This window comes from Herbaspirillum sp. alder98 (genome assembly GCF_020179755.1).
Lineage (GTDB): Bacteria > Pseudomonadota > Gammaproteobacteria > Burkholderiales > Burkholderiaceae_D > Herbaspirillum.
Map to the genome: position 1 here is coordinate 180,432 of NZ_JAIUCY010000006.1, position 23,127 is coordinate 203,558.

The window sequence follows — 23,127 nt, forward strand, 5'->3', positions numbered from 1 at the left end:
CATCGCCAGGCATCGGCGCGCTTGCGCCGTGCTCAGCTGGTGGCGGCCACCGGCGGGAAGTCGAGCGACAGTTGCAGCAGCATCGGCTGGCGCATGTCGGGCGGTGGTGGTTCGGGCAAGACGCGCGACATCAGCAGCCGGCGCAGCGCGGCGTCGATGCGGGCGTCACCGGTGGCCGGCAGCTCCAGCTGGCTCACCATGCCCATCGGGCTGACCCATACCCGCGCCACCAGCGGCGGCAAGGGCGGCTTGCCTTCCTTGAGCACGCGGTCCTGCAGCCAGGCGTGGAGTTGCACCACGGCTTCGTCGGCAGGATCGCTGAGCCATTCGGCGAACTGGTTGCCGACCATGTCGGCGTAGCTGATCCAGTGCTGCGGGATCGGCGTGCGCGCGACGTTCTGCGCCTGCGCCGTGGAGGCGACCGAGAACAGGCCGATGCCGGCCAGCAGGCCCATCAGCCAGCGCAACGCGCGATTTTTCTGCACTCTCATGGTGGTCTTGAGGATAGTTCCGACCACGCCGGCGGCATCACCCGCAGATGATGCCTACCGCCAGGGTCGATGCCCGCGATGCGGGCGATTGATAGGAGCCGATCTGGGCCGCATTGCTCTCGGTATAGGGAATGGCCGCCTGCGCCAGGAACTGCTTGATGGCCGCCGCCGGCACTGCACGCACCACCGTCGCCATGCCCGCGCGCGCCGATCCGTGCGACGCACTCAGTTCGGTCGCCGAGCCACCGGTGCCGGCCGCTACCCGCTCGACCACGATACCCAGCAACAGGCCACCGCCATCGAGCACACCGCTGCCACTGGTGCCTGGTCGCACGCCCGACACCATCTGCAGCGAACCGGGTTCGCCAGGCACCGTGAGGGCATTGCCCAGCACCCGCGCCCGATCCTGCATGCGCTGCAATTCGGCATAGGCTTCGCTGAAGACGGCAATGCTGTGGCCATCGGCCAGCGCAGTCTCGCTGAAGGTCGCGGCCAGCAAGGGTTTCATCTGCGTCTGCAGTACCGCCACGTCCGCTTCGTTGCTCAGCGCCAGCAGTCGCGCCACGCCGACCTGGCCGTTCTTGAGCACGTACAGCGAGGGGCAATCCTGCACCGCATGGCGCGCCGTCAACACATCGCCGCGCATGTTGATGAATACACCACTGGCTTGCACCGCCGGTGACGCGCCCTGGACGTTGCCCACCAGCGATACCGATGCCAGCAGGCATGCGACATGCCCCGCCTTGCGCCACATTCCCATGCGTCGCCCCTCCCCGCTTTGCACCGGACCCAACCGCCATCCCCATGGCTATCATCGTCACCGGCATGGCGTCGATGATAGCGTGGACCAGGCGCTTCGGCGAATACATGTGCATCGCTGTTGTCAGGGCACAAAAGCGGCTCAGGCGGTGGCTTCGGCCTGCGGCTCGGTCGCAGCAGCCGCAGGGGCGGCCTTGGCGCTGTCGAAATTGCGCAGGTGCAGGAAGAACTGGCCCATCATCTGGGTCCATAGCTGAACCACCATGTTGAGATAGGTGGGGCTGACGCCGCCGACCACGATCACGTCCATCTCGAGCGAGATCATTTCGCCATGCTGGACCACGCGCGCGAAGCGCTTGCTGCGATGCCATTCGGCGATCAGGCCTTCGGGCAGGCTGCCTTCCTGCACCCGCAGCGGGGTGCTGAGGGTAAAGTCGATGTACTTGCCGGGTTCGCCGGCCGGGTTGCCCCACAACACCTGGAAGCCCACGCCATGGCTGGCGCTATGCACCATCGGCAAGCCATTCTGCTCGAGGATGGTGACGGCGCAACCGACCGCCTTGATGGCTTCGCCGATCTGCTCGGGCGTGACGCTGTGGATCAGGACATTGGTGTCGCTGGCGGTAGCGGAGGTGTCTTGTGTCTTGCTCATGATTTTTCCTGTGATCAGTTGGTTTTTTGCAGCGCGGCGTCGAGTGCGGCGGTGTCGATGTTGACCCGATCAGCCGGCGCCAGCTTGGCGATATATTCCTGCAGCAGTTGCTGCTGGCGTTGCTGGCGCAGCGCCTGCTTCAGGCGCGGCTTCATCTCGTCCAGCGTGGCGGTACGCGCCGGCTGCGACTCGAGCAGCTTGACGATATGGATGCCGGCCGCCGCCTGCACCGGTTCGCTCACCTGCCCCACCTTCATCTTGGTGACGCTCTCGCGCACCTCGGGCAGCATGTCGGCCAGGGCCAGGGTGCCCACTTCACCACCCCGTTCGGCGCTGGTCTTGTCCTGCGATTCGGCCCGGGCCAGCGCGGCAAAGTCACCCGCGCGCGCTTGCGTCGCCAGTTTCCTGGCCTTCTCGCCCACCTTCTTGGCCTCGGCGGCGTCGCCCGGCGTCACCGGCAGGTAGATCTGTGCCAGGCGATAGGTGGCAGGCAAGCCGAAACTGCTCTTGGATTGTTCATACGCTGCCGCCACATCGGCCTCGGACGGGTAATCGGCCGGCACTTGCGCCACTGATTCCAGATAAGCGGTGGTAACGATACGGGCGGTCACGTCCCTGACGGCGGCATCCACCCTCGCCTTGATCTCGGGGCGGTCGGCCCAGCCCTTGCTGCGGGCTTCGCGCAGCACGGCTTCGCTGACCACGCGCTGGCGCAGCCAGTTCTCGACGCCGGGACGATTGCCCTTGACGGCTGCGCGTTCGGCGGGCGGCATGGCGTCCAGCATTTTCTGGACATCGCTGTCGGGCACGGTGACCGCGCCCAGGCTGGCCACCACCTTGTCGGCGGCCATCGCTTGCAGGCTGGTCATGCCTACCAGCGACGCCAGCACGAACCCGGCCACGCCGGCAGAAGATTTAAGTTGTTTCATCATGGTCCCCATCTACAGAAAAATTAAGACATTAGGGCTTGGGCGCCTGCGACACCGAACGGGCGTCGAAGCGACCTTCATACAGCTTGTCGCCGTACTCCTGCGCGATCTGCTCGTACTTCACCCGGCTTTGCGCCGCAAACGGCTGGCGCGTCGTCACCAGCGTGCCGAGATCGATGTTCTCGTAGGCGCGCAGGATCTCCTGGCCGGTTTCATACAGCTTCACATTCTTTTCGGTGCACAGCGCCACTGCCTGTTGGCGCATCTTTTCTTCACCGGCCAGACGCTGGCGTTCGGCTTCCGAGGCGCGGGCGATCTTGAGCAATCCGTCATAGGCGGTGCGGTACTGGGTGACCTGCTCGGCGGCCTTGGTCACGGCCGCCTGCGACTGTTGCTGCGCAGTCGTGCCCTGCTGGCGCGCGCGGCGCTCAGCAGCCAGTTGCGCCTTCAGTTCGGCTACTTCCTTGCGGGTCGCTTCCGATTCTCCGGCCGCCGCCGGCGCTACCGCTGGCCGACCTGCCTTGAGCGCGGCGACTTCGTTCTGCGCCTCCTGCAGCTGGGCGGTCACCGCCCGCAGCTGCGTGCGCAGGCGTTCTTCCATGCTCTGGCCCTGCTGGGCATGCGCCTGGCCGATGCCGGCCAGCAGCATGCCCGCCGCCGCGTTGATGAAAACACGTTTCATGATGCGTCCTCAGAAGCGGGTGTTGAGTTCAAGCTGCAACGTATCGATCGACAGCGGCGCACCGTACACCGAACGCGTGGCCGACCAGCGACCGGTCAGGTAGGTGTTCTTGTCGATCGCGTAGTTAGCGCCCAGGTAATAGCCGCGCGCATTGGTGCCGCCCTGGTGGAAGGTCGAATCGTTGTAGGCATCGGGCAAGGCGTCGGGCTCGATACGCTTGTAGCCGAACAACACGTTCCAGTCGTCGCGCACCGACAGCTCCGGCTTGCCGAACGTCGCCTGCACCATGTAGGCATTGGCGCCGCTCTTGAAATCGGACTGGCCGGTGGCGCCGGTGCCGCCGAAGTTGTTGATCACGTTGCCGTTGGCGCGGCGGAACATCTCGCCCTGGTCATAGGCCAGGTTACGAATGTAGTTGCCGTCCAGGCGCAAGCCGTAACCGCCCGCCACCCGGGTATCCCAGCGCGCATTGATATCGAGCAGCTGGAACTTCGATGCCAGGCCCGCGTATTGCGGCTGCGGCGTGCTCGCCGGCGAGGCCGGGTTGAGGGCGATATTGCGCAACAGCATCAGGGTATTGCCCTTTTGCATATAGGCCGGACGGCTCCAGTCCGAATCGCAACCGTCGGCGCCCGAGTAGAGCGCGCAAGGGCTGGAGACGCGCCCTTCGATGTTCTTGAATTCGTAGTAGCCCAGCGCGCCACGCACCTTGTTCTCGGCGTTGAGCTTCCAGTCGGCGCCGGCCTGCGCGCCCAGCAGCCACTTGGTCTGGCTGGACATCTTGTCCTGGCTGCGGCTGGGACTGCTGTCGGACGAATACTCCAGCGGAATGATGCCGATGGTGCCGAACAGCGAGACGTCGGTGTTGGCCAGCGGCTTGGAGAACCTGGCGGCGACGCCATCCAGGTTCAAGTCATTGGAGAACAGCATGTCGGTGGTATAGAACGGATTGCCGAAGCGCCCGCCCACCACGCTCACCATGTCATTGAAGCGATAGGACAGCCAGGCCTGGTCGAGCCAGACATTCTTCTTGTTCAGCCCGCCGCCCAGGGTCTGGGTGGTCGACACCGGGCTGTCGTCGCTGCCGGTGGCCAGGCGAATCCCGGCCTTGGTCGATTCCGACACGTCGGCAAACACGCCCAGGCGTGCGCGGATGCGCATCTGGTTGGCGCGGTCCTTCTGGGTATTGAGCAATTGCGGCAACGCCAGGTTGCTGTTGCTGTTGATGTCGTAGCCGCTGCCGGCGTTGATCGAACGCCAGTCGATCTGCTGGTTGCTGTTGGTGCCGGAATAGAAGCGCGACTCGCCGCGCAGGCGCATGTCGCCTTCGATGCGGATGCGCTTGCTCCATTCCGGCGTTTCGTTGGGCGCGGCCCAGCCTTCGGACTTGGCCTGCGCCATGATCTCGCCCTTGAGCTCGTCGCGGATCTGGTCGCGCACGGTGGCCGAGATGTAGGGCACGCGCACGTCGCCCGGTTCCAGCTTGGGGCCGGCGGCAGGCGCGGCTGCCACCTGGCGCGCCTGGGCCGCGGCCATGGCTTCGGTCTGGGCCTGCGCCAGCAGCGCTTCGCCGACGTCCTTCTTCAATGCACCGCTATCGATCAGGCCGCGAATCAGCTTGACCATCGCGCTCTCGCTGGCGGGGGCGCTCTGCGCCTGCACCGCCGAACTCATGCACAGCAAGGCAGCGCCCAGCGCCAGCAAGGTGCGGCGCGCGGCAGGGTGGGGTTTCATGGGGTTCATCGCTTTTTTCCAAAGGGGAAATGAATGGGTTCCGGGACGCATCATGGTGGTCATGGCCTACGCCCCTTGATCGAGATACGGGCCGGTGAATGCCAGGAAGCCGGCGGCTTCTCGTCGGAGCGGTAATCGCGCACCATCGCCAGCACGGCGTCGTCGGTCTGGGTGTTGCCGGTGCCTTGCACCAGTTGCACGCGGCTCACGCGGCCGTCGGCATCGAGCCAGACATCGACCCTGATATCGTCGAAGACCAACTGGCGGGTGCGGGGATCGCGGGCGAACGCCTGTTGCAGCGCGTTCGAGAAATAGCGCGAGTACGATCCCGCGCCGAGTCCCCCGCCACCACCGGTCATGCCGCCGCCGCGCCCGGCGGCGATGCCGAAAGCATCGGTGCCGGCCTGGGCTGCGCTATCCATGGTGACCGGGTCGCCCAGGTCCTTGTTGGGACTGGGGGTGCTGTCATCCTTGGGGGCTTCGGCCGGTGTCGGCTCCGGCTCGCGCACCTCGGGCTGGACCTTTTCAGGGGTCGGCTCCGGCAGCTTCTCGGGTTCCGGCGGCGGTGGTGGCGGAGGCGGCGGCACCATCACCATCGGCGGCCCGTTCACTTCGCGCCGGGTGGCGGCGGTGTCGTGCAGCAGGTGCCACAGCAACGCCACCACCGCGGCCACTGCCGCCACCCCGATCACGGGGCCGAGCCAGCGGCGTGGGTTGAGGTCGGCCGGCTGCTTGCGTTTCACCGGGAGGTCGCTGATCTTCAAGCTAGCCCCCTGCGCTCGGCTTGCCGGTCACCAGGCCGATCTGGTTCAGTTCGACCTTTCGCAGCAGGTCCAGCACTTCGATCACCTTGGCGTATTGCACCGAGGCGTCGCCCCGCACGATCACCGGAAAGTCGGGCGTGAGCGCCTTCTCGGTGCGCAGGCGCTCTTCCAGTTCGTTCAGGCTGACCGGATACGCATCCAGGAACACCTGGCCGCCGTTATCGATGGTGATGGCACGGGTCTTGGGCTTTTCCAGCGCCACCGCGGCGCTGGCCTTGGGCAGGTCGACCTTGAGCCCGGGAATGCTGGCATTGCTGGTCAGGATGAAGATCACCAGCACCACCAGCAGCACGTCCACGAAGGGGGTGACGTTGATGCCGCTGCTGCGCTTCTTCACGCCAAAGCGGGATTGATTGGCCATGGGGTTCTCCTCAGGCCCGCATGGCTGGGCGCAACTGGCGGCCCTCGCCCTGCTCTTCGGCCAGGCGGGTGGCGAACTCGTCGACGAACACGGCCATGTCGGCGGCAATCGCATCCGAACGCGACGCCAGCCAGTTGTAGCCGAACAGCGCCGGAATCGCCACGCCCAGGCCGGCGGCGGTACACAACAGCGCCGCCGCCATGCCCGGCGCCACCGAGTTGATGTCGACTGCACCGGCCATGGCCGCCACCACGAACACCAGCATGATGCCGATGACGGTACCGAACAGGCCCACGTAGGGCGCGCCCTCGATGGTGGTCGACAGCCACACCATGCGCTTGGCCATGCGTTCGTTCTCGCGCACCATGACGCCATCCATGGCGGCACGAATGGCGCTGATGGTGGCGTCGGACACCGCATTCAGGTCATAGCCACGATCATGGCGACGGCGCATTTCTTCGATGGCGACTTCATACAGACGCCACAGCGACGACTGCGCGCGCACCGATTCGGGCACCTTGTTGTTGCGCGCCAGGACATCGAGCGAAGCGCCGGCGGTTTCGCGGAAGTGCTCCATGAACACGCCATTGGCGCGCGAGGTCGCGCCGTAGCTGCGGCCCTTGCCGATCATGATGGCCCACGAGATGCTCATCATCAGGCCCAGCAGCACCACCACGACCCAGGCGTCGACCGGCATGGCGGCCAGGATGAAACCGAAGTGGCTCTTGCCGGCCTGCTGTTCGTCGGGACCATAGTTGACCAGCCGCGACTGGCCGCCCTGCGACACCGCATCGGCCAGCAACTGGACGTCGGTGCGGGCAATCTTGGACAGCCGCACTTCATCCATGGCGCCGGCGAACGGCGCCAGGTTGCCACCGGCCACGTCGCCACCGATGGCGGCGGCCGTGTTCAGTGCCGGCAGCGCTGCGGCCAGCGACGCCGAGGGGCGGCCGTTCACATACAGGGCCACGTTCTGGGCATCGGCCTTGACCGCCAGGTGCGACCACTGGCCGGCCTGGATCGGTTGACCCGGGTTGCTGCGACGACCGTTGACTTCAACGAAGGGCACGCCATTGTCGACGCCGATGGCCAGGTGCTCGGCGCCGTTGCGACGCACATAGACTGCCTGCGCCGCGCCCAGCTGGTCGGGACGGACCCAGGCCGAGAAGGTGAAGGCGCCACCGGCGGCCACCGACAGCGATGGCGAGGCAGGCAGCATCAGCGGCGCATTGCCGAAGCGCGCGCCACGACCGATCACGCTGCCTTCGGCGGTGACGATGGCGGTCTGGCCATTGTTGCCGTAGGCGGTGCTGTCGCGCGGTGCGGCATTGGCTTCAGCGAAATGGTAGACCAGGGTGGTGTCGGCATCGAAGGTGCGCTGGCCGTTGCTGGCCGGGGGCGCCTTGGGGTTGCCGTAGTACATCCACACCTGCTGTGGCGCGGCGGCAGGCAGTGCCGGCACGTCGACCCATACCAGGGCGATGCCCAGCAGCGGATCGAACTGTTCGATCTGGTAGCTCAGCACGGTCTTGTCGTCGCCGGCGATGAAGCGCAGGTCGTTGCCGTTTTCGTTGACGCCTTCGAAGCTGAAGTTGCCGGTATGCAGGCGCAACAGCACCGACACGCGACCGGCGTCGCCGCCCAGGGCCGCGCCCTGCGGGCCGGCGTCCAGCGTCAGCGGCTTGCGATAGGCCCAGTCAGGCTGCCACCACGCGTGCGCCAGGTTGGGAAGGATGGCGCTGGCCAGCGCCAGCAGCACAAAAAGGATACGTCTCATAGCATGGTTCTCCACTTGCCAGGTCTGAATGTTGTAAGGAGTCGAGCGCTCAATAACTAGCCGTCAGGCTGAAATTGAGTCGCCAATCGTGAGCGGGCGTGCGCGCTACTTTCTTCAGCGGATACGCCAGGTCGAAGCGGCCGCTGACGCGCTGCGCCAGAAGGAAGTTGGTGCCGATGCCGACCGAGGCCAGGTTGAAGCTGTAGACCTGCTCGGGCAGCGGGTCGCGCAGGCGCAGCGTGCCGGCGTCGGTGAAGCCGTAGACGCGCCAGTTCTCGACCCATGGGTTGAGCCAGGTCAGCGGCCGCGAGCGCAATTCGAGCGACCCCACCAGGCCGTAGTCGCCGGTGGCTTCGGCCGACAGGTAACCACGCACCGAACTGGAACCGCCGGCGGCGATCTGCTCGGTCGAGATCAGCGCGGCATCGGTCATCTGCGCCGACAGGCGATAACCGATCTGCTCGTTGCTGGCCAGCGTGTAGGAGCCGTTCAGGTCGCCCTTGAACACGGTGAAGCTGGGCGAGGACTTGTAGCGCTTGTAGTCGAACTGGCTCTCGTTGCTGCCATAACCGAAGAAGCTGCGGGTGCCGCTGACCATCGACAGGTTGAGGCTGAACTGGCTGCGTTCGCCCTGGCGAAAACCGGTGTAGCCCAGCGTGATCGGCGCATAGCGCAACGGCACGTTGTCGCCGGTACCGCCCAGTCGCAAGCCTTCCTGGTTATCCTTGAAGTCGACCCCGGCCGCCAGCGTGTGATACCACTCGCCGCTGGTCGGCACCGTATAGACCGCCTTCAGGCCCACCGAATGGCCCTTGCCCAGCACGCTGGTGCCGCCCACCGTCGAGACATTGCTGTTGGAGTAGTAACCGGACGCCTCCAGGCTCCAGTTGGTGCCCCGCAGCGGCGCCGAATACGAACCCGACCAGACCCGCGTCTGGCTGAAATCCTGGGGCGTGCCGTAGAAGCTGAGCGAGATGCTGTGGCCCAGCTGCCAGAGATTGTCGTAGCCGATGCTGGCGGTGGCGCGCAGGTGACTGGTGTCGGCGCTGTAGTCGTTGTTGAGGCCGACGCTGCCGCGCCAGGGCGTGCTGTCGTCGACCTTGAGGTCGACATCCATGGTGCCCGGGATCGTGCCCTGCTTGACCAGCGGCATGACTTGCCGCTTGCCGCCGCGATTGAGCGCGGTCAGCTCGGCCTGGGCGCGGGTGAAGTCAGGCACGGCGCCTTCCTTCAGGGCCGGCACCTGGTTGCGGATCTCGGCCGGCGAATTGTATTGGGCGCCGACCACCCGCACGCGACCGACGGTGGTCTCGGTGACCTGCAAAAAGACGATGCCGTCGCTCACCTGCTGCTCCGGCAGGTCGACGTAGACCGATTGGTAGCCTTTGGCGTTATAGGCCGCCAGCAGCGCGTCGCGCGCGCCTTCGACATCCTTCAAAGTGCGCTTGGGGCCGAGAAAAGGCGTAACCGCCTGTTCGATGGCGCGCGCGTCGAGCACGGTATTGCCGCGCACGATGTATTCGTTGATGTCGACCTGGCGCGCTTCGTTGCCGGCAGCGGCGCCCTGCTGCTGCGCGCTGGCGCTGACATGCCAGCAAAGCGCCAGGGCCAGGCACATCGTGCCCAGGCGCGGGCGCCTGCCCCGGATATTGATTGCTGCGATTTCGTTTGCGTTAGGCATAGCTGAAAATCTCACCCCTTTAACTCCACTCTGTGCCCCCCGACTTGGCTGTCGGATGATTGCGGCATATAGAAGCAAAGACGGTTGGCCGGAGAGCAACCCGCCAAATGTCATCAAACGTTCATAATTGAATCGTCCCCTTTCGCCATCGGCCGCCGTTTTTATCGTTGTTCGGGAATCGATGGTTCGACTCGAGGGCGGATAGCGCCGAGATGGTAGTCGCGCAGCATGACCGTTCGGTGACAGTCGTCAATCTGCGTAATTTCTTGTCAACTTTATTTTTACGATTGGCTTGCGCTCTGGCCGGATCAGGCTAAAAATAAGTTTCCTCATACCTGCGCCCTGCATTCATCATGAACAACTTTTCGTTGGCGTTCGTCGCGTGCGCCCTCCTGTGGCCAGCCATACCTGCCCATGCCGAAAGCGCTCCCGCGCCTGCCCCCTCCCCCGCCTGCGTCGAGGTCGAAGTCAATGGCGTGCGCTCGCAGTCCTTCGCCTGCCTGACCGAGAAACTGCAGCCGGCGTCCGGCGCGCAGCAGGCCAAGCCGTCTTCGCCGATGACCTCCGAGCAGATCATCAACCAGCCGGGCAATCAACTCGGCGTATTCAACCGCGCCGCCTTGAGCAACCGCATGGGCAACACGCTGGGCACCTCGGTCATCCCGCAACGTCCGCCGGCCAGCGCGCGCTGAAGCAGCGCACGTAAAAAAGGCCGGGTGTCTGCACACCCGGCCTCGGTCACTTCCTCACTTCCTCATTTCCATACTTCCACGCGGCTTATCGGTCCTGGCGCAACAGGGTCTTTTCCTGTTCGGTCAGGTGCGAGGCCAGCTCCGGCCTGATCTCCTGCCCGTGCCCTGCCACCTGCACGAAGCTGGCCCGGTCATAGCCCTGGCCGCCCTGGCGCGCCGACGGTGAAACGGGCTTGCTCGCTTCCGGCGCCTCTTCGCCGAATCCCAGCACCCGCACCGTGAATACCGATGGCAATGCCTGGCGCGATGCGTCGCGGGCGCGCTGGACCGTGTCTTGCGCGGCCATGGCGGCCGAACTGGCGGCCGCACTGGCGTTGCTCAACGCGCCGACGTTGACGCTGGCCACCGCCGGCAGGCCGCTTGACTCACCCTTGACCTGGATGTTGGCCGCATTGACCACCTGCTGCGCAAAGATGTTGACGTTGCCCGAGACCCGGATGCCCGCTTCGCCGGCATCGATCGTGCCCAGCGGCGCGATCAGGTCGACGTCGCCGGCCTTGGCCTGCGGCACCGGGCTCAGGGTGGCGATGCCGGCGCCGGAACTGGGCACCTGCGGCGACAGGCTGACGTTGCCCCACTGGTCGTAGACCCGCTTGGGCGGGGTATAGACCTGGGTAGTCTTGGACCCGCGACCGGCGTTGATGTCGCCCTGCTCGGACCAGGCGAAGATATCGCCGCCGAAGGTGGTCATGATGCGCGACAAGCCCAGCAGCAGGCTCTGTTCGCTGAACAGTTGGATGTCGCCGGTGCCCTGCGTGATCAGGCCGGCGCTGGCGGCCGGTACAGGCCCCTGCACGCCCACCACGATCTGGCCGCCCGGCGCCATCATCTGGATGTTGCCGCCGAAATCGGTGTGCACGCCCGAATTGCCGAACAGCGTGATGTCACCGCTGCGCTTGATGAGACTGCCATCGGCGGCACGGTCCGGGAACAGCGTGGAGATCATGTCGCGACTGCGCAGGAAGGACCCGAAGCGACGGCTGTTCGGATCATTGAACTCACGCCCGCCTTCGCGCAACTCGTTGTAGTACACCGACCGCAGGAACGCCCGCTGCTGCTCCGGCGCCAGCGCATTGAACGCCACCAGCGCTTGCGCCTGGGTGCCGCTGAAACCATAGCGTTCCGCCATCCAGGCCGCCAGTTCGCCCTGGTAGGTCTTGACCACGCGACCGGGCTGGCTGGCCAGCGATGCGCCGGAATCGGCCTGGTTGGCCGGGTCCAGGTAACGCGCGGCGATATCGGCGTAGTTCAGGCCCTGGGCGGCGCCCGCCATCACGGCGATATCGGCGCCCAGGCGCTTGTCACCCGGCACTACCGGGCCGATGCTGACCAGGCTGGCGCGGTCTTCCTGGCGCACATCGCGGCCGGCCGTCAGCTCCAGCGTGCCGGGACCGGCCACGCTCAGGTCGGCATAGATGATGTCGCGCCCGGCCTGCACCAGCGAGATGTCATCGACGTTGTTGTGCGCCAGCAGGCCACGGGTGTTGATGATGTCGCGCCCGGCCTGGATCCGGCCCGGCAAGGCAGCCCGATACCAGACCGGAATAGTGCGTTGGGTCGTCGCGGAGAACTTCTGCAGCGTGCCGGTGGTGAGGCCGAGGATGTCGCCGCTAGCGGCATAGAACAGGGCCGCCGAACGGTCGCCCGCATGCAGCGATGATGCCATCGGCGTATCGGGACTGAAGGCGAACAGCGGGAACATGCCGATCGCCCCCGGCAATACCTTGTCCGAGAAGTACGAGGTATTGCTTGCGCCTTCGCGGCCCAGGTTCGAGGTGCCGGGAATATAGGCACTGTTGAAATCGACGTCGAAGCCGGAAAAGGCCGGTTTTTTAGGGGTCGGCAACGCGCCATCGGCATTGGACATGCTGATGTTGTAGTTGCCGCCGTAGATCGAATCGCCGGCCAGCATCTCCAGCGCGCCGCGCGTCGAGGGCGCAAGCACCAGCCCGCGCAGCACGTCCGTGCCGCTGGAACCTGGCGCCGCCGAATAGCCGTAGTAGATGCTGCCGCTGGCGGCCGTCGCCCGCAGGATGGATGGATAGATCGTCAGCAAGTCGCCCGGATTGCCGTTGCCGCCCACTGCGCTCTGGTTCGCCACCTGCGTGCCAGGCGTCAGGTTGCCGCCAGCTGCGAACAGATTGATCGCGGTATGCGGCGTCCACAACGAGAACCAGCTCTGGCCGCCGCCGGTATAGCGGGTGCCATTGGCGCTGAAGCTGCTCATGTTGTCGACATAGACGCGGCCCGGATCGCCGGCGTCGGTCAGCACCAGGTCGCGCCGGGTATCGACATACACGGTCGCATCGCCCGGCATCAGGCTCAAGCCGGAACCCGACAGGGCAATGGTCGACTTGAACGGATCGATGGCGCGCACGTCACCGGCGTCGCCGTCGACGCCGCGAATGACCGACTGCAGCGAGCGGTAACGGGTCAGCACGCTGCCCACCGCGCCGGCCTCGACCGTCACCACGCCGCGCAGGTTGGTCAGCACGCCGTTGAGGTCGCTGTCCTGGATGTTGGCGCCGCCCTCGCCGTATTGCGATATCGACGTCGCAGGATTGATCGCGCCCCCGACCCGCAGACGCAGGTCGCCGCCGCCGGTCAGGTGCATGCTGCCATCGGCGTCGACCCGGCCGGTGCTGCCCACTGCCGCCACCAGCGCCTGGGTACGGGGATACACAACGCCCCGGGCGTCGCCGCGCTGCGAGATGATGCCGGCGTCACCGCCGGCGCTGATCGACAGGTTGCCACCACCCAGCGTGCCCAGGCCGGTGAAGCCGACCAGGTAAGGCGTGCTGGTCACCACGCCCGGGAGCGGCGCCACGTAGGTGCCGAAGTTGATCCACCAGGCGCTGGCCACGGCGTCGGCGCCGCCGATGCTGTCGCTGCCCTGGCGCCACAACCAGTTGCCCACGCCGGCGCTGGGCAACTGCGTGCGTTCGCGGCTGAAGGTGCTGCCCCAGACGTCGCCGATGATGTTGCGACCGACATCGATATTGAGATTGCCGCCCAGCTCCGGATACCAGGCCTGGTAACTGGCCAGTGCATCGTCGTAGCCGGTGTCGGCCAGGCCGAGCACGCTGCCCTTCGTGGTGCCACGGGCGCGGTTATAGGGATCGGCGCCGGATCCATCGAGCCTGGCGGCCGACGGCGTGCCGGCGGTGTACACGCCAAACGGTGACATCATGCGCAGGTCGCGCGACGCGTTCAGGTTCAGGTCGCCACCGCCGGTGCGCAGCACGCTGAACATCGGCGAGTACAGGTTGGCGGTGGTGATGTCCTTGATCGGGCTGACCACGGTCACGCAATAGCTCGGGTCCCAATCGCAGAAACCGATGGCGATATATTCATCGCCGACCTTCTGCCCGGTCTTCGTGGTGTCGGAATTGGCGGCCAGCGATCCGGCTTCAGTGTAGGTATAGCTCAAGCGCTTGGGGTCGATGGCACACCAGCCGATGTCGCAGGCCCACATGTCGTCGGGCGACACCGGTTCGCCGGCCGGCATGCCCATCGGGTTGCCCTCTGGCCAGATCTGCCCGGTGCCACCCGGCACGGTGACGACCCGGCTCATGGTGTGGGTGTCGGCCAGGATGATGGAACCGGTGGCGGCCGGCGTGGTGGCGCGGCGATCGGCCGAGCCCAGGTCGGCACCCGCAGTCAGCTGCATGCTCCAGCTGGTAGTGCCCTTGGGCAGCATGGCCGCCACCGCCCAGTTGCTGCCCTGCACACCAGCGACTTCAGGGCGCAGGTTGATCGGCGCATCGTTCAACAGCTGGACCTTGGCCATCGAGGGAATCAATGCGCCGCGCGCCAGGGTCACGCTGGCATCGGTGGTCATATCGACCGGCAGCAGCACGCCGCGGGGCCAGGTCATGGCCGCCACATTGGCTTCGGCGCGCAAGGTGCTGCCCGCACCCAGCACCATGCCAGCGCTCAGGTTGACGTTGGCCGACAGCACCGTGCCGGCGGCCAGCGCCACGCTGCCATCGGCATTGAGCACATTGGCCGCCACCACGGTGCCAGCGGGCAGCGTGTAGTCAGCGCCCAGGGTGGCCGCCGCCGGCAGCACGGTGCCGGCCGGCAGCGTCATGGCTTGTACCGAGACGGCGTAGTTGAGGGTCGCGCCCTTGGGGAAGAAAGTGCCGGCTTCCAGCACCACGCCGTCGATCGGCACCACGATATCGGCCGCGAACGAAGTCGATCCGGTCAAGGCGGCAGTGGACTCGGTCAGGTACCAGCCCTTGTCGTCAGGGGTGGCCACCGGCGGCGCAAAGCCATCGGTGATGCTGCCATAGATATTCAGGTCGCCAGCCGCCCGCAGCACCAGCACGCCCGGTTCGCCGAAGCCCCGCAGCGCCGGATCGAGACGATTGGCGCCGGGGCCGTAGCGATAAGCCGACAGGTCGATGTCACCCACCACGCTGAGGTTGCCGCCCGGGTTGGTGAGGGCATTGCTGACAATCTCCACACCGGGGCGCAGGTGATAGCTGCCCAGCCCGGCCAGGCGCGCGCTCAGGTTGCCATTGGCCAGCGCGGCGTCGATGAAATCGCGGCTGTGGACGTCGAGGTCGTTGAGATAACCCTGGGTGATCAATTGCGGCGTGTTGCCCGAGGCATCCGGTTGCGTCGCCAGCGGGGCGTCGTCGTAGCGCCGGAAGCCATTGACGGCAATGCTGCGCGCGCCGCTGATGGCGGGGGTGGCCACCACCGTCACGGCCACGTCGTTGGCGCCGGCGCCACTGCCATCGACGCCACCCAGTCGGGGCGCATTGAGGGTCAGGCTGCCACGCGCCACGCCATCGCCGCCGCTGGCGTCGGTGCCATGGCGCAGGTCGATGCGAGCGGTGCTGGCCAGGGTCAGCATGCCGCCCACGGTGGTCAGGTCGACCACGGCGCGGTTGGCGCTGTCGATGATGCCGCCGTAGGTATCGACCCGCAAGCCGGTGCCATGGGTGTCCAGCGTGCCGTTGATGGTCAGGTTGTTCTGCGCGGCCAGGCGGATGCTGCCGACCTGCGCGCCGGCAGCGTCGATGACGCCGTTGACGGTCAGGCTGCCGCCGTCGACGGCGATCTCGACCTGGCGCGCCTTGATTTCATTACCGATCACCAGGTCGCCCTGCTTGGTCTGGAAGCGCCGCGCGCCAACCACCTCACCGCTGTTGAGGCGGGCGTTGAGCCCGGCGAAGTCGGCGATGGTCTGGCCGCGCACCGTCAGCTCGCCAGCGTCGAACGGCACGATCGTGCCGCCAGCGTCGTAGCTGCCGCTGGCGCGTCCCAGCAAACTGCCAGCCAGGTCGATCGCGCCAGCACCGGCACCCAGCGCCACCACCTGCATGCTGCCGGCCCGGTTGTTGACGGCCGAGACGTTGATCACCGATCCCGCCGCCTGTGTGATGTTGCCGCTCTTGCTGTTGACCAGCAGGTCGCCGCCACGGCTGTAGCGGGTCTGCTCGAAGAACTTGATGGCGCGTCCGGCGAGGTCGATATCGGCATCATCCCCCAGCACCACATCCTGCTCGGCATTGATGCCCAGCTTGCCGCTGGCCAGCGCCACGCGGGTGTCGAGGCTGATGTTGCGGGCATTCAATTGCAGCTCGGCGCCCAGCGCATCGCTGGTGACAGCGGCTGCCTTGGCGCCGCTGACGACGATATTGCCGCCGGCCGTGAAGCGGCTCACCGAGGCGGCCTCACCGGTGACCAGCGGCGTGCTGATGTTGAGGTTGCCATCGCTGTATTGATAACCGCTGCCGGCGACATACGCACCCTGGCGATGGTAGACCGACAGGCTGCCCTGGCCATTGCCGGTCAGGCGTTCGGAGGCATTCAGGTTGACCGTGCCGAAGCCGAGCGCCAGGCGGTCTGCCGACACGCTCGCCACTGGTTGCATATTGGGCGCAAAGCCCAGGATGATGCGCTCGGCGCTCAGCGACAGGGTGCTGTCGCCCAGCAGGTTGCCGATCGCCGCGCCGGGCGCAGCCGGCACGTAGGTGGCCGAATTGCCGGTTGACGAACGGGTCGCGGTGGCGCCGGTCCAGACGATTTCATTGGCCTTGATCGAGGCCGTCTCGCCGGCCGCGCCATAGCCATAGATGGCGGGCGTGCCGATCACCAGCCGCTGCAGCGCCGACTTGCCGGTGCTTGAGCTGCGGGCGTCGAAGTCGACTTCGCCGAACATGTTGATCGATTCGCGCACATTGAAGGCCAGTGTCTCCAGCGCCGGCACGCCGTCACCGCTATTGCCGGCCAGCAGGCGCTTGAGCACATCCTGGTTCATCGACAGGCCAGACGGCAGTTGGCCATTGGCCGCAGCCTGGTTCAACGCCGCTGCGCTACCCACGTTGAGGGACGACACGCCAATCATCAGGTTGCGGGCGCCATAGCGCACATCGTCGGCCATGGTGAAGGAACGACCGGTGGCGATGGCCAGCGTGCCTTCGCTGGCCAGCAACGTGCCGCCGCTGCAGGCGAGCGTGCAATGACCGATATCGATGATGCCGCCGCTGGCCCCGGCCAGCAGGTTGATCACGCCGTTCGACAGGCCCAGCACCGAAGCATTGCCGGCGGCGAAGGTGACCCCGCTGCTCGAATCGTAGGCCGCTGCGCCCTGGCCGATGGTGTTGATGGAGGCGCCCTGCTCGACCAAGGTGCCCGCGCCATAGCTGGTATTGGTGGACAGCAGGAACACTTCGGCCGCCTTCAGCATGGCGCCGCTGCGTACGTACAGGCTGGAGCTGCTGCCGTTGAAGGTGGCGAAGTTGTCAGCGTGGTTGAGCACCAGCGAACCGCCCAGGATCATGCGTGACGCGCCGAAGGCGTTGAGGTCATCAGCGCGCAACGATGCATACTTGAAGCCAGCGGTGGGTGCTGCGCCCGTGCCAAGCACTTCGAGCTCCGAGGCAAGCACTTCCAGCGTGCTGCCGAAGGCAGCGCTGCCGGCGCGATCAAAGCGCGCCTCGCCCTCGAAGCTGAGCATCGGCTGGCCGCCATTGGCACGCACGTTGTTGAAATCCAGCACCAGGCGATGGGCATCGGCGGCCAGCTCGCCACGCATGCCGCCACGACGGACCGCATCGGCGATGACGAAGGCATCGTAGCCGGTTTCGTTATAGGTGGAGTGCCGGCGCAACTGCTCGCCGGAGGTCACGATCACCTGGTTCGGCAGCGACGCGACGATGGGCGTATTGGCCACGCCCAGGTAAGCCGACGCCACGTAGGAGCCATTGCCGGTCGTGCCGACCCCGCCGCCGGGTACGCCCTGGGCGCCGATCTCGATGCGATAGGCGCCGGGCAGCATGGCATAGGTCGATGGCAACAGCGTATAGGTGCCGGCCTTGAGGCCGCCCACATCCTGCTGCAAGGTGATCTGGCGTCCAACCATGGGGTTGCCGGCGCCGGCGTCCGGCGCCACCGGGGCATAGGTCAGCGACGATCCTGGCATGATGGCGTACACCGCGTTGCCGGACTGGCTGAACGCAAACGTGGGGTTGGCGTTCACCAGCGGCGTGCGCAGGATATCGACCGAACCGCCCCGGCCGCTGACGAAGCCGGCGCCGGTGAGGGAGCCACCACCGGAGAGATCGAGCAACGAGCCGCCATGGCCGACCACGCGGTCGCCGCTGAAGGTGATGCTGCTGGCGCCGATGGCCTTCTGCGAGACGGTCACGCCGTTGTAGCTATAGCTCAGGCCATCGATGGTGCCGCCGTACGGCAGCACCACGCCCGCGGCGCTGACCGAGGTGATACTGCCGGCCAGCAGCTCGACCAGGCTGGAATGACGGTAGTAGGACCCCATCGAATCGCCGCCCACCAGCAACTGGCCCAGCGGTGCGCGCACGATGCCGCCCTGGTGCACGATGTCACCGCCCAGCGCCAGGCGGCCGAAGACCGACGACGGCGCCCCCGGATCAATATCGGCATAACGATGGATGTCGAGGGTGCGGCCGGTGGCATAGCCGGCCACGATCTGGGCCTCGGCGCCGGTGACCGGGTAGATCTGCGCGGCCGTGATGCGCAGGTCGCCGGTGGCGGCCAGCTCGGTGGTGGTGGTGCCCGACAGGCCGCGCCCGCTGGTGCCGCCCAGCAGGCGCAGGTCGCCCCGGCTGACGATGTCGACCTGGTCGAAACCGCGCCGGTCGATGCTGATGGTGGAATTGTCCGACTGCTGGATGCTGCCGCCGGCGCCGCCGAAGCCGGCCCGGTCACGCACCTCGATCAGGTCGGCCACGGCGCTCAAGCGCGCCGCGCTGGCCTGGGCCGAGGCGCCGCTGCGCCAGTTCACGCTGAACATGCGCTGGCCATCGGCGGCCGCGCCGGACGAACCGGCCAGGCGCAGATAGGACGAAGCCAGCCTGACGCTGCTGTCGGTAGCGGCGGCCTGGCTCAGGCCATAGGCGCCGGCATAGATGCGCATGCTCTGGGTGGTGGCCAGGCTGACGTCGCCGTCGAAGCTGAGCAAGCCATTGACCAGCAGCGACAGGTTGTCGAAGCCGCCGCCCTGGACCTGTTGCGCCGACAGCCGACCGGCGCCATACCTGAGTGCCGGATCGCTCTGTCCGGGCCTCAGGTTGGCGGCCAGGCCGCTGCCCTGCTGCTGTTGCGAAATGATGAATTCGCGCTGCGCGCGCACCGCGTCCTGCGGCAAGGTCGAGACCGAAAAGATCGGCGTTTCCAGCGCGACGGCCAGCGTGCCGCCCGCCGCGCCTGCGCCACCGGCGCGGGCGGTCATGGCGCCGTCCAGATAGAGACTGTGGGCCGACTTGAGGATGATGCTGCCGCCGTTGGAAGCCACCTCCACCGGGCCCCCCTGGTAGTCCAGCGTGGCCTTGGCGCCGGACGCATCGAGCAAGGCGCCCGCGCGGATGATGACGGCCACGTCGGGCGCGGCGGCCACGCCCTTGTCTTCCCAGTCGAGGGCGCCGCCGATCGAGATGGTGCCGCCATCGGCCACCGCACCGAAGCGGCGGCCATTGGCGCCGGTCACCGCAATGGCCCGGGCGGCGACATCGAGCACCGCGTTTTCACCGATCCAGATACTGCGCTGATGTGCTTGCTGCGAGGTATTGATGGAGCTATTGAGCGCCGGCGCCTCGACGCCCAGCGCAATATTGCCGCCCCAGGCATTGAGCCGGCCCTCGACCACGATATTGCTCAGGCCACCGCCCAGCAGGCTGATCGAACGTCCCGGGTCGACCGACACCAGCGCGCCGCTGCCGATGCGGATATCGCCGCCCTGTTCCAGCCGCCGTTGCGAGCGCAGCACCAGATCCGCGCCCTGACGCTGCGTGAGGCTTTGGCGCGCCAGATCGGCCTGCATCAGCGCCGGCAGCGATGGACTCAGCGCGCCGCCGGCGCCGATGGCGCCCAGGTCGTAGACCGGGACGCTGACATCGACCTGGGCCCCATCGGCCACGCTCAAGCCGGCGTGACCGTTCAGGTCATAGGCGGAAAATCCCGACTGCAGGCGCGCCGTATCGATCACCAGCGCGCCGCCGGCGGCGCTGCGATCACCGCCGATGAGCAGCTGCGAACCGGTCTCGATCTTGAGCTTGCCGCCGCCCTTGACGCCGTAACCCGCAATCTCGCCATCGAGCGTCAACACGCCATTGGCATTGGTCGCGCTGCCGGCCGAATCGGCCACCAGCGTCACGTTGCCGCCACGCCCGCCGACCGCACGGCCTTGCGCCGTCAAGGTCGCGCCGGACGACACGTCGATCTTGCTGCCGGCTTGCACGGTGACGTCATGCGACGACTCCAGGCTGACACTGCCGCCATTGAGATAGGCCTGGGCATTGTTGCCGCCGGCGACGCCCGGTTGTACGCCGCGCATATCCAGCGTGGCGCCATCGCGCAACACGATGCTCGATACCCCGCCCTGGGTCAGTGCGGCCGTCACCGCGCCACTCACCGGTGACACGAACAGGTTGCTGGCGCGCACGCTGCCGCTGGTTGCCACCACGCTGGCGCCGATATCGATGTTGGCGGCGGTCAGGGCCAGTTGACCGCCATCGGCCAGCCGGATGTCGCGTTGGATCGAGATGCTGCCGCGCGTGCCGAGATCGAGCCCGCCCAATCCCTGCGCATTGAGCATCGCCGCATCCAGCCAGACGGTGCCGGCGCGGGCCGGATCGAGCGCGTCGCCGAGGTCCATGCCGGCGCTGACCTGGGCGATGTCGCCGATGCGCACATCGCTGTTGAACAGGTCGATGCGCCCCAGTGCGCCGTACTGGCCCAGCATCAGCACACCGGCACGGGCCGCCGCGCCCTGCACCTGCTTGTAGCTGTCGGCGACCGCGGCGCGCACGGCATTCTGCTGCGGGCCGTTATAGACGCTGGCGTCGATGCGTCCTTCCAGCACCGCAGTGCCGGCATTGATCACCAGCGTACCGGCGTCGCGACCGACCGTGTAGCCGTCGCGCAGCACCCGCTGCGGCGCGATCAGCGGATTGTAGAAATACTCGGTGGCGTTGTTGCCCCAGCGCGCATGCTCGACTTCGAAGCCGCGATAGACGCCGCCGTAGCTCATCTCCGGGGTGGCCTGGTTGATGTTGTAGAGGCGACCGTCGGCGCCCTTGATCCAGGTGGTGTTGACATAGCCGGTCTGCACGTCGAGGCTGCCGCCCGACAGGTTGATGCGCGAACCGGCCTGCGTGATGACGTCGGCGCCACCCAGCGTCAAGGTGCCGCCCTGGGCCGCCCATTCACCGATGCGATGGCCCTGGTTGGCCAGGTAACCGCCCACTTCCAGCAACCCGCCTGCGCTGTACCAGCGGTCCGACGCGTAGCCGCCGGTGCCGGCCGGCACATAGATCAGTTGGCTGACGTCGATCCACACGTCGCCATTGGCCAGCTTGCCGCCGTCACGGGCCGATGGCGAATCGCGCAATTCGTTTCCCTGGACATTGATCTTGACGCTGTTGCTTTGCATCGCCAGCTGCACCCCCACCGCGCCGGCCACGTCGAGCGTGGCGCCACTGCCCACAAAACTGCGGCGCGCCGCGCTCACGGCGATCTGGCCACCGGTGGCCAGGGTGGTCGAGCCGTCCTTGAACTCGACATCGCCGCCGCTGACGATCTCGATGCGCGACTGGTCGCGCCGGTCCGCCAGCCGGCCCAGGTTGTCGAACTTGCCGGCAGTGGCATTGGCGCGCAACAAGTCCTGCGCCGCCGAGCCTGCCACCAGGCTGTCGCGCTGGCTGTTGAGCGCAGTGCTCAAGCCATCGTCATCGATCAGCACCGCCGTACTTGACCCCGCGCCCAGGGTGACCTTGCCCTGGCTGTCGCTGGCCGCGTTGAGCAGGTGAATGGTGCCGCGTGTATTGACGGTGGTGGTCGCCAGCGCCACGCCGTTTTGCTGCACGTCGCGTCCGGCCAGGGTGACATCGCCTTCGCCGGCGACGATCAAGCCGCTGTTGACAACCTTGCCGGCGCTGCTGCCGAGGTCGATCTGCGGCGCGATTTCGTTGCCTCGGGTAGTCGAGAAGGTATTGGCCTCGGTGCCGACGCCGCGCCGGATGATGAAGCTGTCGCCGGCCGCCAGCTGGGTCTGGCCGCGCGCCGTTGAAATGCTGCCGGCGTTGTCGACTTCAGTGCCCAGCAACAGCACATAGCCGCCGCCCTGGGTCACCGAGGCCGGTTCGGTGGTGGTGATGCGGGCGCCGGCCTCGACGATCAGCCGGCCGTTGGCGTCAGTGAAGCTGGCGGTGCTGGCATCAGCGCCGTAGATGCCGTTGTTGCGGAACTGCGCATCGCTGATGTTGGCCGCCGCCACCACCAGGTTATGCGTATCGACCTGGCTGCCGCCGCTGAAGACCACGCCGTTGCGGTTGACGATCATGACCGTGCCGTCGCCCCTGATCTGGCCCTGGATCCGGCTCGGCCGCGCCAGCGGATCATTGACCCGGTTCAATACCGCCCAGCTGGCCTGCTGGGCAAAGTTGACGATGGTGTTCTGGCCGACGTTGAAGGTTTCCCAGTTCAGGATGGCCTTGTCGGCGCTCTGCTGGATGTTGACCGTGGTCTTGCCATTAGATGTGCTCTGGGTCGGCGCATTGGCGTTGAGCCAGCCTTGCGTGAGGCTGTTGGTATCGACCTTCAGGCCGCCTTCGCCCAGTCCGTCCGGCACGCTGCCGCCGTTGGCCAGAGCCGCCTGTCGCGCTGCCGCCTGCGCCGCCTGGCTGGCGGCGATGCCGCGCGCCAGCAAGGTCAGATTGTTCAGTGAAGTCTGCAGTTGCGCGTTGGCCTGCTGTTGCTGCTGGGCCGGGTTGGTCAATGCCGAGGCCGGTGTGCCGTTGGGCAGGTAACCGGTGCTGGCGGCGCTGTTCTGCACCACGCCCTTGTTGGCGAACCAGGCCGGGCTGAACGCCTTTTGCGCATGCGCCGCGCCGGTGGTCGCCAATAACAAGGCGACGGCATGGGCAATGGGCGCGAGATGAAACGGTCGGCGGGTCTTGCGGTTGTTCATGGTGAGTCCTGTCGATAACAAT

12 protein-coding genes are annotated in these 23,127 nt (G+C 66.7%); 1 reads left to right on the forward strand and 11 read right to left on the reverse strand.

Annotation, left to right across the window (positions count from 1 at the left end):
- Window positions 1-32: 32 nt before the first annotated feature.
- The 10 genes from LBW87_RS15740 to LBW87_RS15785 all read right to left on the reverse strand — a co-directional run bounded on the left by LBW87_RS15740 (window position 33) and on the right by LBW87_RS15785 (window position 9,890).
- Entirely contained in the window at window positions 33-491 is a 459-nt protein-coding gene (locus tag LBW87_RS15740) for a YbaB/EbfC family DNA-binding protein (protein ID WP_225202434.1), read from the reverse strand.
- Window positions 492-528: 37 nt separating this feature from the next.
- Window positions 529-1,251, reverse strand: a complete 723-nt coding sequence (locus tag LBW87_RS15745; RefSeq protein ID WP_225202435.1) for a trypsin-like peptidase domain-containing protein — start codon at window positions 1,249-1,251, stop codon at window positions 529-531.
- Between the two features lie 141 nt (window positions 1,252-1,392).
- Window positions 1,393-1,902 carry a YbjN domain-containing protein gene (locus LBW87_RS15750; RefSeq protein ID WP_225202436.1) on the reverse strand — a complete coding sequence of 170 codons (510 nt, stop codon included), beginning with the start codon at window positions 1,900-1,902 and terminating at the stop codon, window positions 1,393-1,395.
- Window positions 1,903-1,916: 14 nt separating this feature from the next.
- Window positions 1,917-2,831 (reverse strand): peptidylprolyl isomerase, encoded by a 915-nt coding sequence (locus tag LBW87_RS15755; RefSeq protein ID WP_225202437.1) that lies wholly within the window; start codon window positions 2,829-2,831, stop codon window positions 1,917-1,919.
- Window positions 2,832-2,862: 31 nt separating this feature from the next.
- Window positions 2,863-3,513, reverse strand: a complete 651-nt coding sequence (locus tag LBW87_RS15760) for a hypothetical protein (protein ID WP_225202438.1) — start codon at window positions 3,511-3,513, stop codon at window positions 2,863-2,865.
- A gap of 9 nt (window positions 3,514-3,522) precedes the next feature.
- Window positions 3,523-5,247: a putative porin gene (locus LBW87_RS15765; RefSeq protein WP_225202439.1), complete on the reverse strand. Its 1,725-nt coding sequence runs from the start codon at window positions 5,245-5,247 to the stop codon at window positions 3,523-3,525.
- Between the two features lie 59 nt (window positions 5,248-5,306).
- On the reverse strand, window positions 5,307-6,011 hold the full coding sequence (locus LBW87_RS15770; protein WP_225202440.1) for an energy transducer TonB: 705 nt from the start codon (window positions 6,009-6,011) through the stop codon (window positions 5,307-5,309).
- Window position 6,012: 1 nt separating this feature from the next.
- On the reverse strand, window positions 6,013-6,432 hold the full coding sequence (locus LBW87_RS15775; protein ID WP_225202441.1) for an ExbD/TolR family protein: 420 nt from the start codon (window positions 6,430-6,432) through the stop codon (window positions 6,013-6,015).
- Between the two features lie 10 nt (window positions 6,433-6,442).
- Window positions 6,443-8,209 carry a DUF2341 domain-containing protein gene (locus LBW87_RS15780; RefSeq protein WP_225202442.1) on the reverse strand — a complete coding sequence of 589 codons (1,767 nt, stop codon included), beginning with the start codon at window positions 8,207-8,209 and terminating at the stop codon, window positions 6,443-6,445.
- A gap of 49 nt (window positions 8,210-8,258) precedes the next feature.
- Complete coding sequence (locus tag LBW87_RS15785) at window positions 8,259-9,890, reverse strand: ShlB/FhaC/HecB family hemolysin secretion/activation protein (protein WP_225202443.1); 1,632 nt, start codon at window positions 9,888-9,890, stop codon at window positions 8,259-8,261.
- 353 nt (window positions 9,891-10,243) lie between these two features.
- Here LBW87_RS15785 and LBW87_RS15790 point away from each other — a divergent pair, with 353 nt between their 5' ends.
- A complete protein-coding gene (locus tag LBW87_RS15790; protein ID WP_225202444.1) occupies window positions 10,244-10,582 on the forward strand; it encodes a hypothetical protein in 339 nt (112 codons plus the stop codon).
- A gap of 85 nt (window positions 10,583-10,667) precedes the next feature.
- Here the strand turns inward: LBW87_RS15790 and LBW87_RS15795 are convergent, their stop codons facing one another.
- Window positions 10,668-23,105 (reverse strand): filamentous haemagglutinin family protein, encoded by a 12,438-nt coding sequence (locus tag LBW87_RS15795; protein WP_225202445.1) that lies wholly within the window; start codon window positions 23,103-23,105, stop codon window positions 10,668-10,670.
- Window positions 23,106-23,127: the final 22 nt, after the last annotated feature.

What these genes read in the sequence shown, in the direction of transcription:
- LBW87_RS15790 (WP_225202444.1), top strand. Translation starts at nt 10,244, where the DNA reads ATGAACAACTTTTCGTTGGCGTTCGTCGCGTGCGCCCTCCTGTGGCCA.
- LBW87_RS15750 (WP_225202436.1), bottom strand. Translation starts at nt 1,902, where the DNA reads ATGAGCAAGACACAAGACACCTCCGCTACCGCCAGCGACACCAATGTC.
- LBW87_RS15775 (WP_225202441.1), bottom strand. Translation starts at nt 6,432, where the DNA reads ATGGCCAATCAATCCCGCTTTGGCGTGAAGAAGCGCAGCAGCGGCATC.
- LBW87_RS15795 (WP_225202445.1), bottom strand. Translation starts at nt 23,105, where the DNA reads ATGAACAACCGCAAGACCCGCCGACCGTTTCATCTCGCGCCCATTGCC.
- LBW87_RS15780 (WP_225202442.1), bottom strand. Translation starts at nt 8,209, where the DNA reads ATGAGACGTATCCTTTTTGTGCTGCTGGCGCTGGCCAGCGCCATCCTT.
- LBW87_RS15740 (WP_225202434.1), bottom strand. Translation starts at nt 491, where the DNA reads ATGAGAGTGCAGAAAAATCGCGCGTTGCGCTGGCTGATGGGCCTGCTG.
- LBW87_RS15760 (WP_225202438.1), bottom strand. Translation starts at nt 3,513, where the DNA reads ATGAAACGTGTTTTCATCAACGCGGCGGCGGGCATGCTGCTGGCCGGC.
- LBW87_RS15745 (WP_225202435.1), bottom strand. Translation starts at nt 1,251, where the DNA reads ATGGGAATGTGGCGCAAGGCGGGGCATGTCGCATGCCTGCTGGCATCG.
- LBW87_RS15785 (WP_225202443.1), bottom strand. Translation starts at nt 9,890, where the DNA reads ATGCCTAACGCAAACGAAATCGCAGCAATCAATATCCGGGGCAGGCGC.
- LBW87_RS15765 (WP_225202439.1), bottom strand. Translation starts at nt 5,247, where the DNA reads ATGAAACCCCACCCTGCCGCGCGCCGCACCTTGCTGGCGCTGGGCGCT.
- LBW87_RS15755 (WP_225202437.1), bottom strand. Translation starts at nt 2,831, where the DNA reads ATGAAACAACTTAAATCTTCTGCCGGCGTGGCCGGGTTCGTGCTGGCG.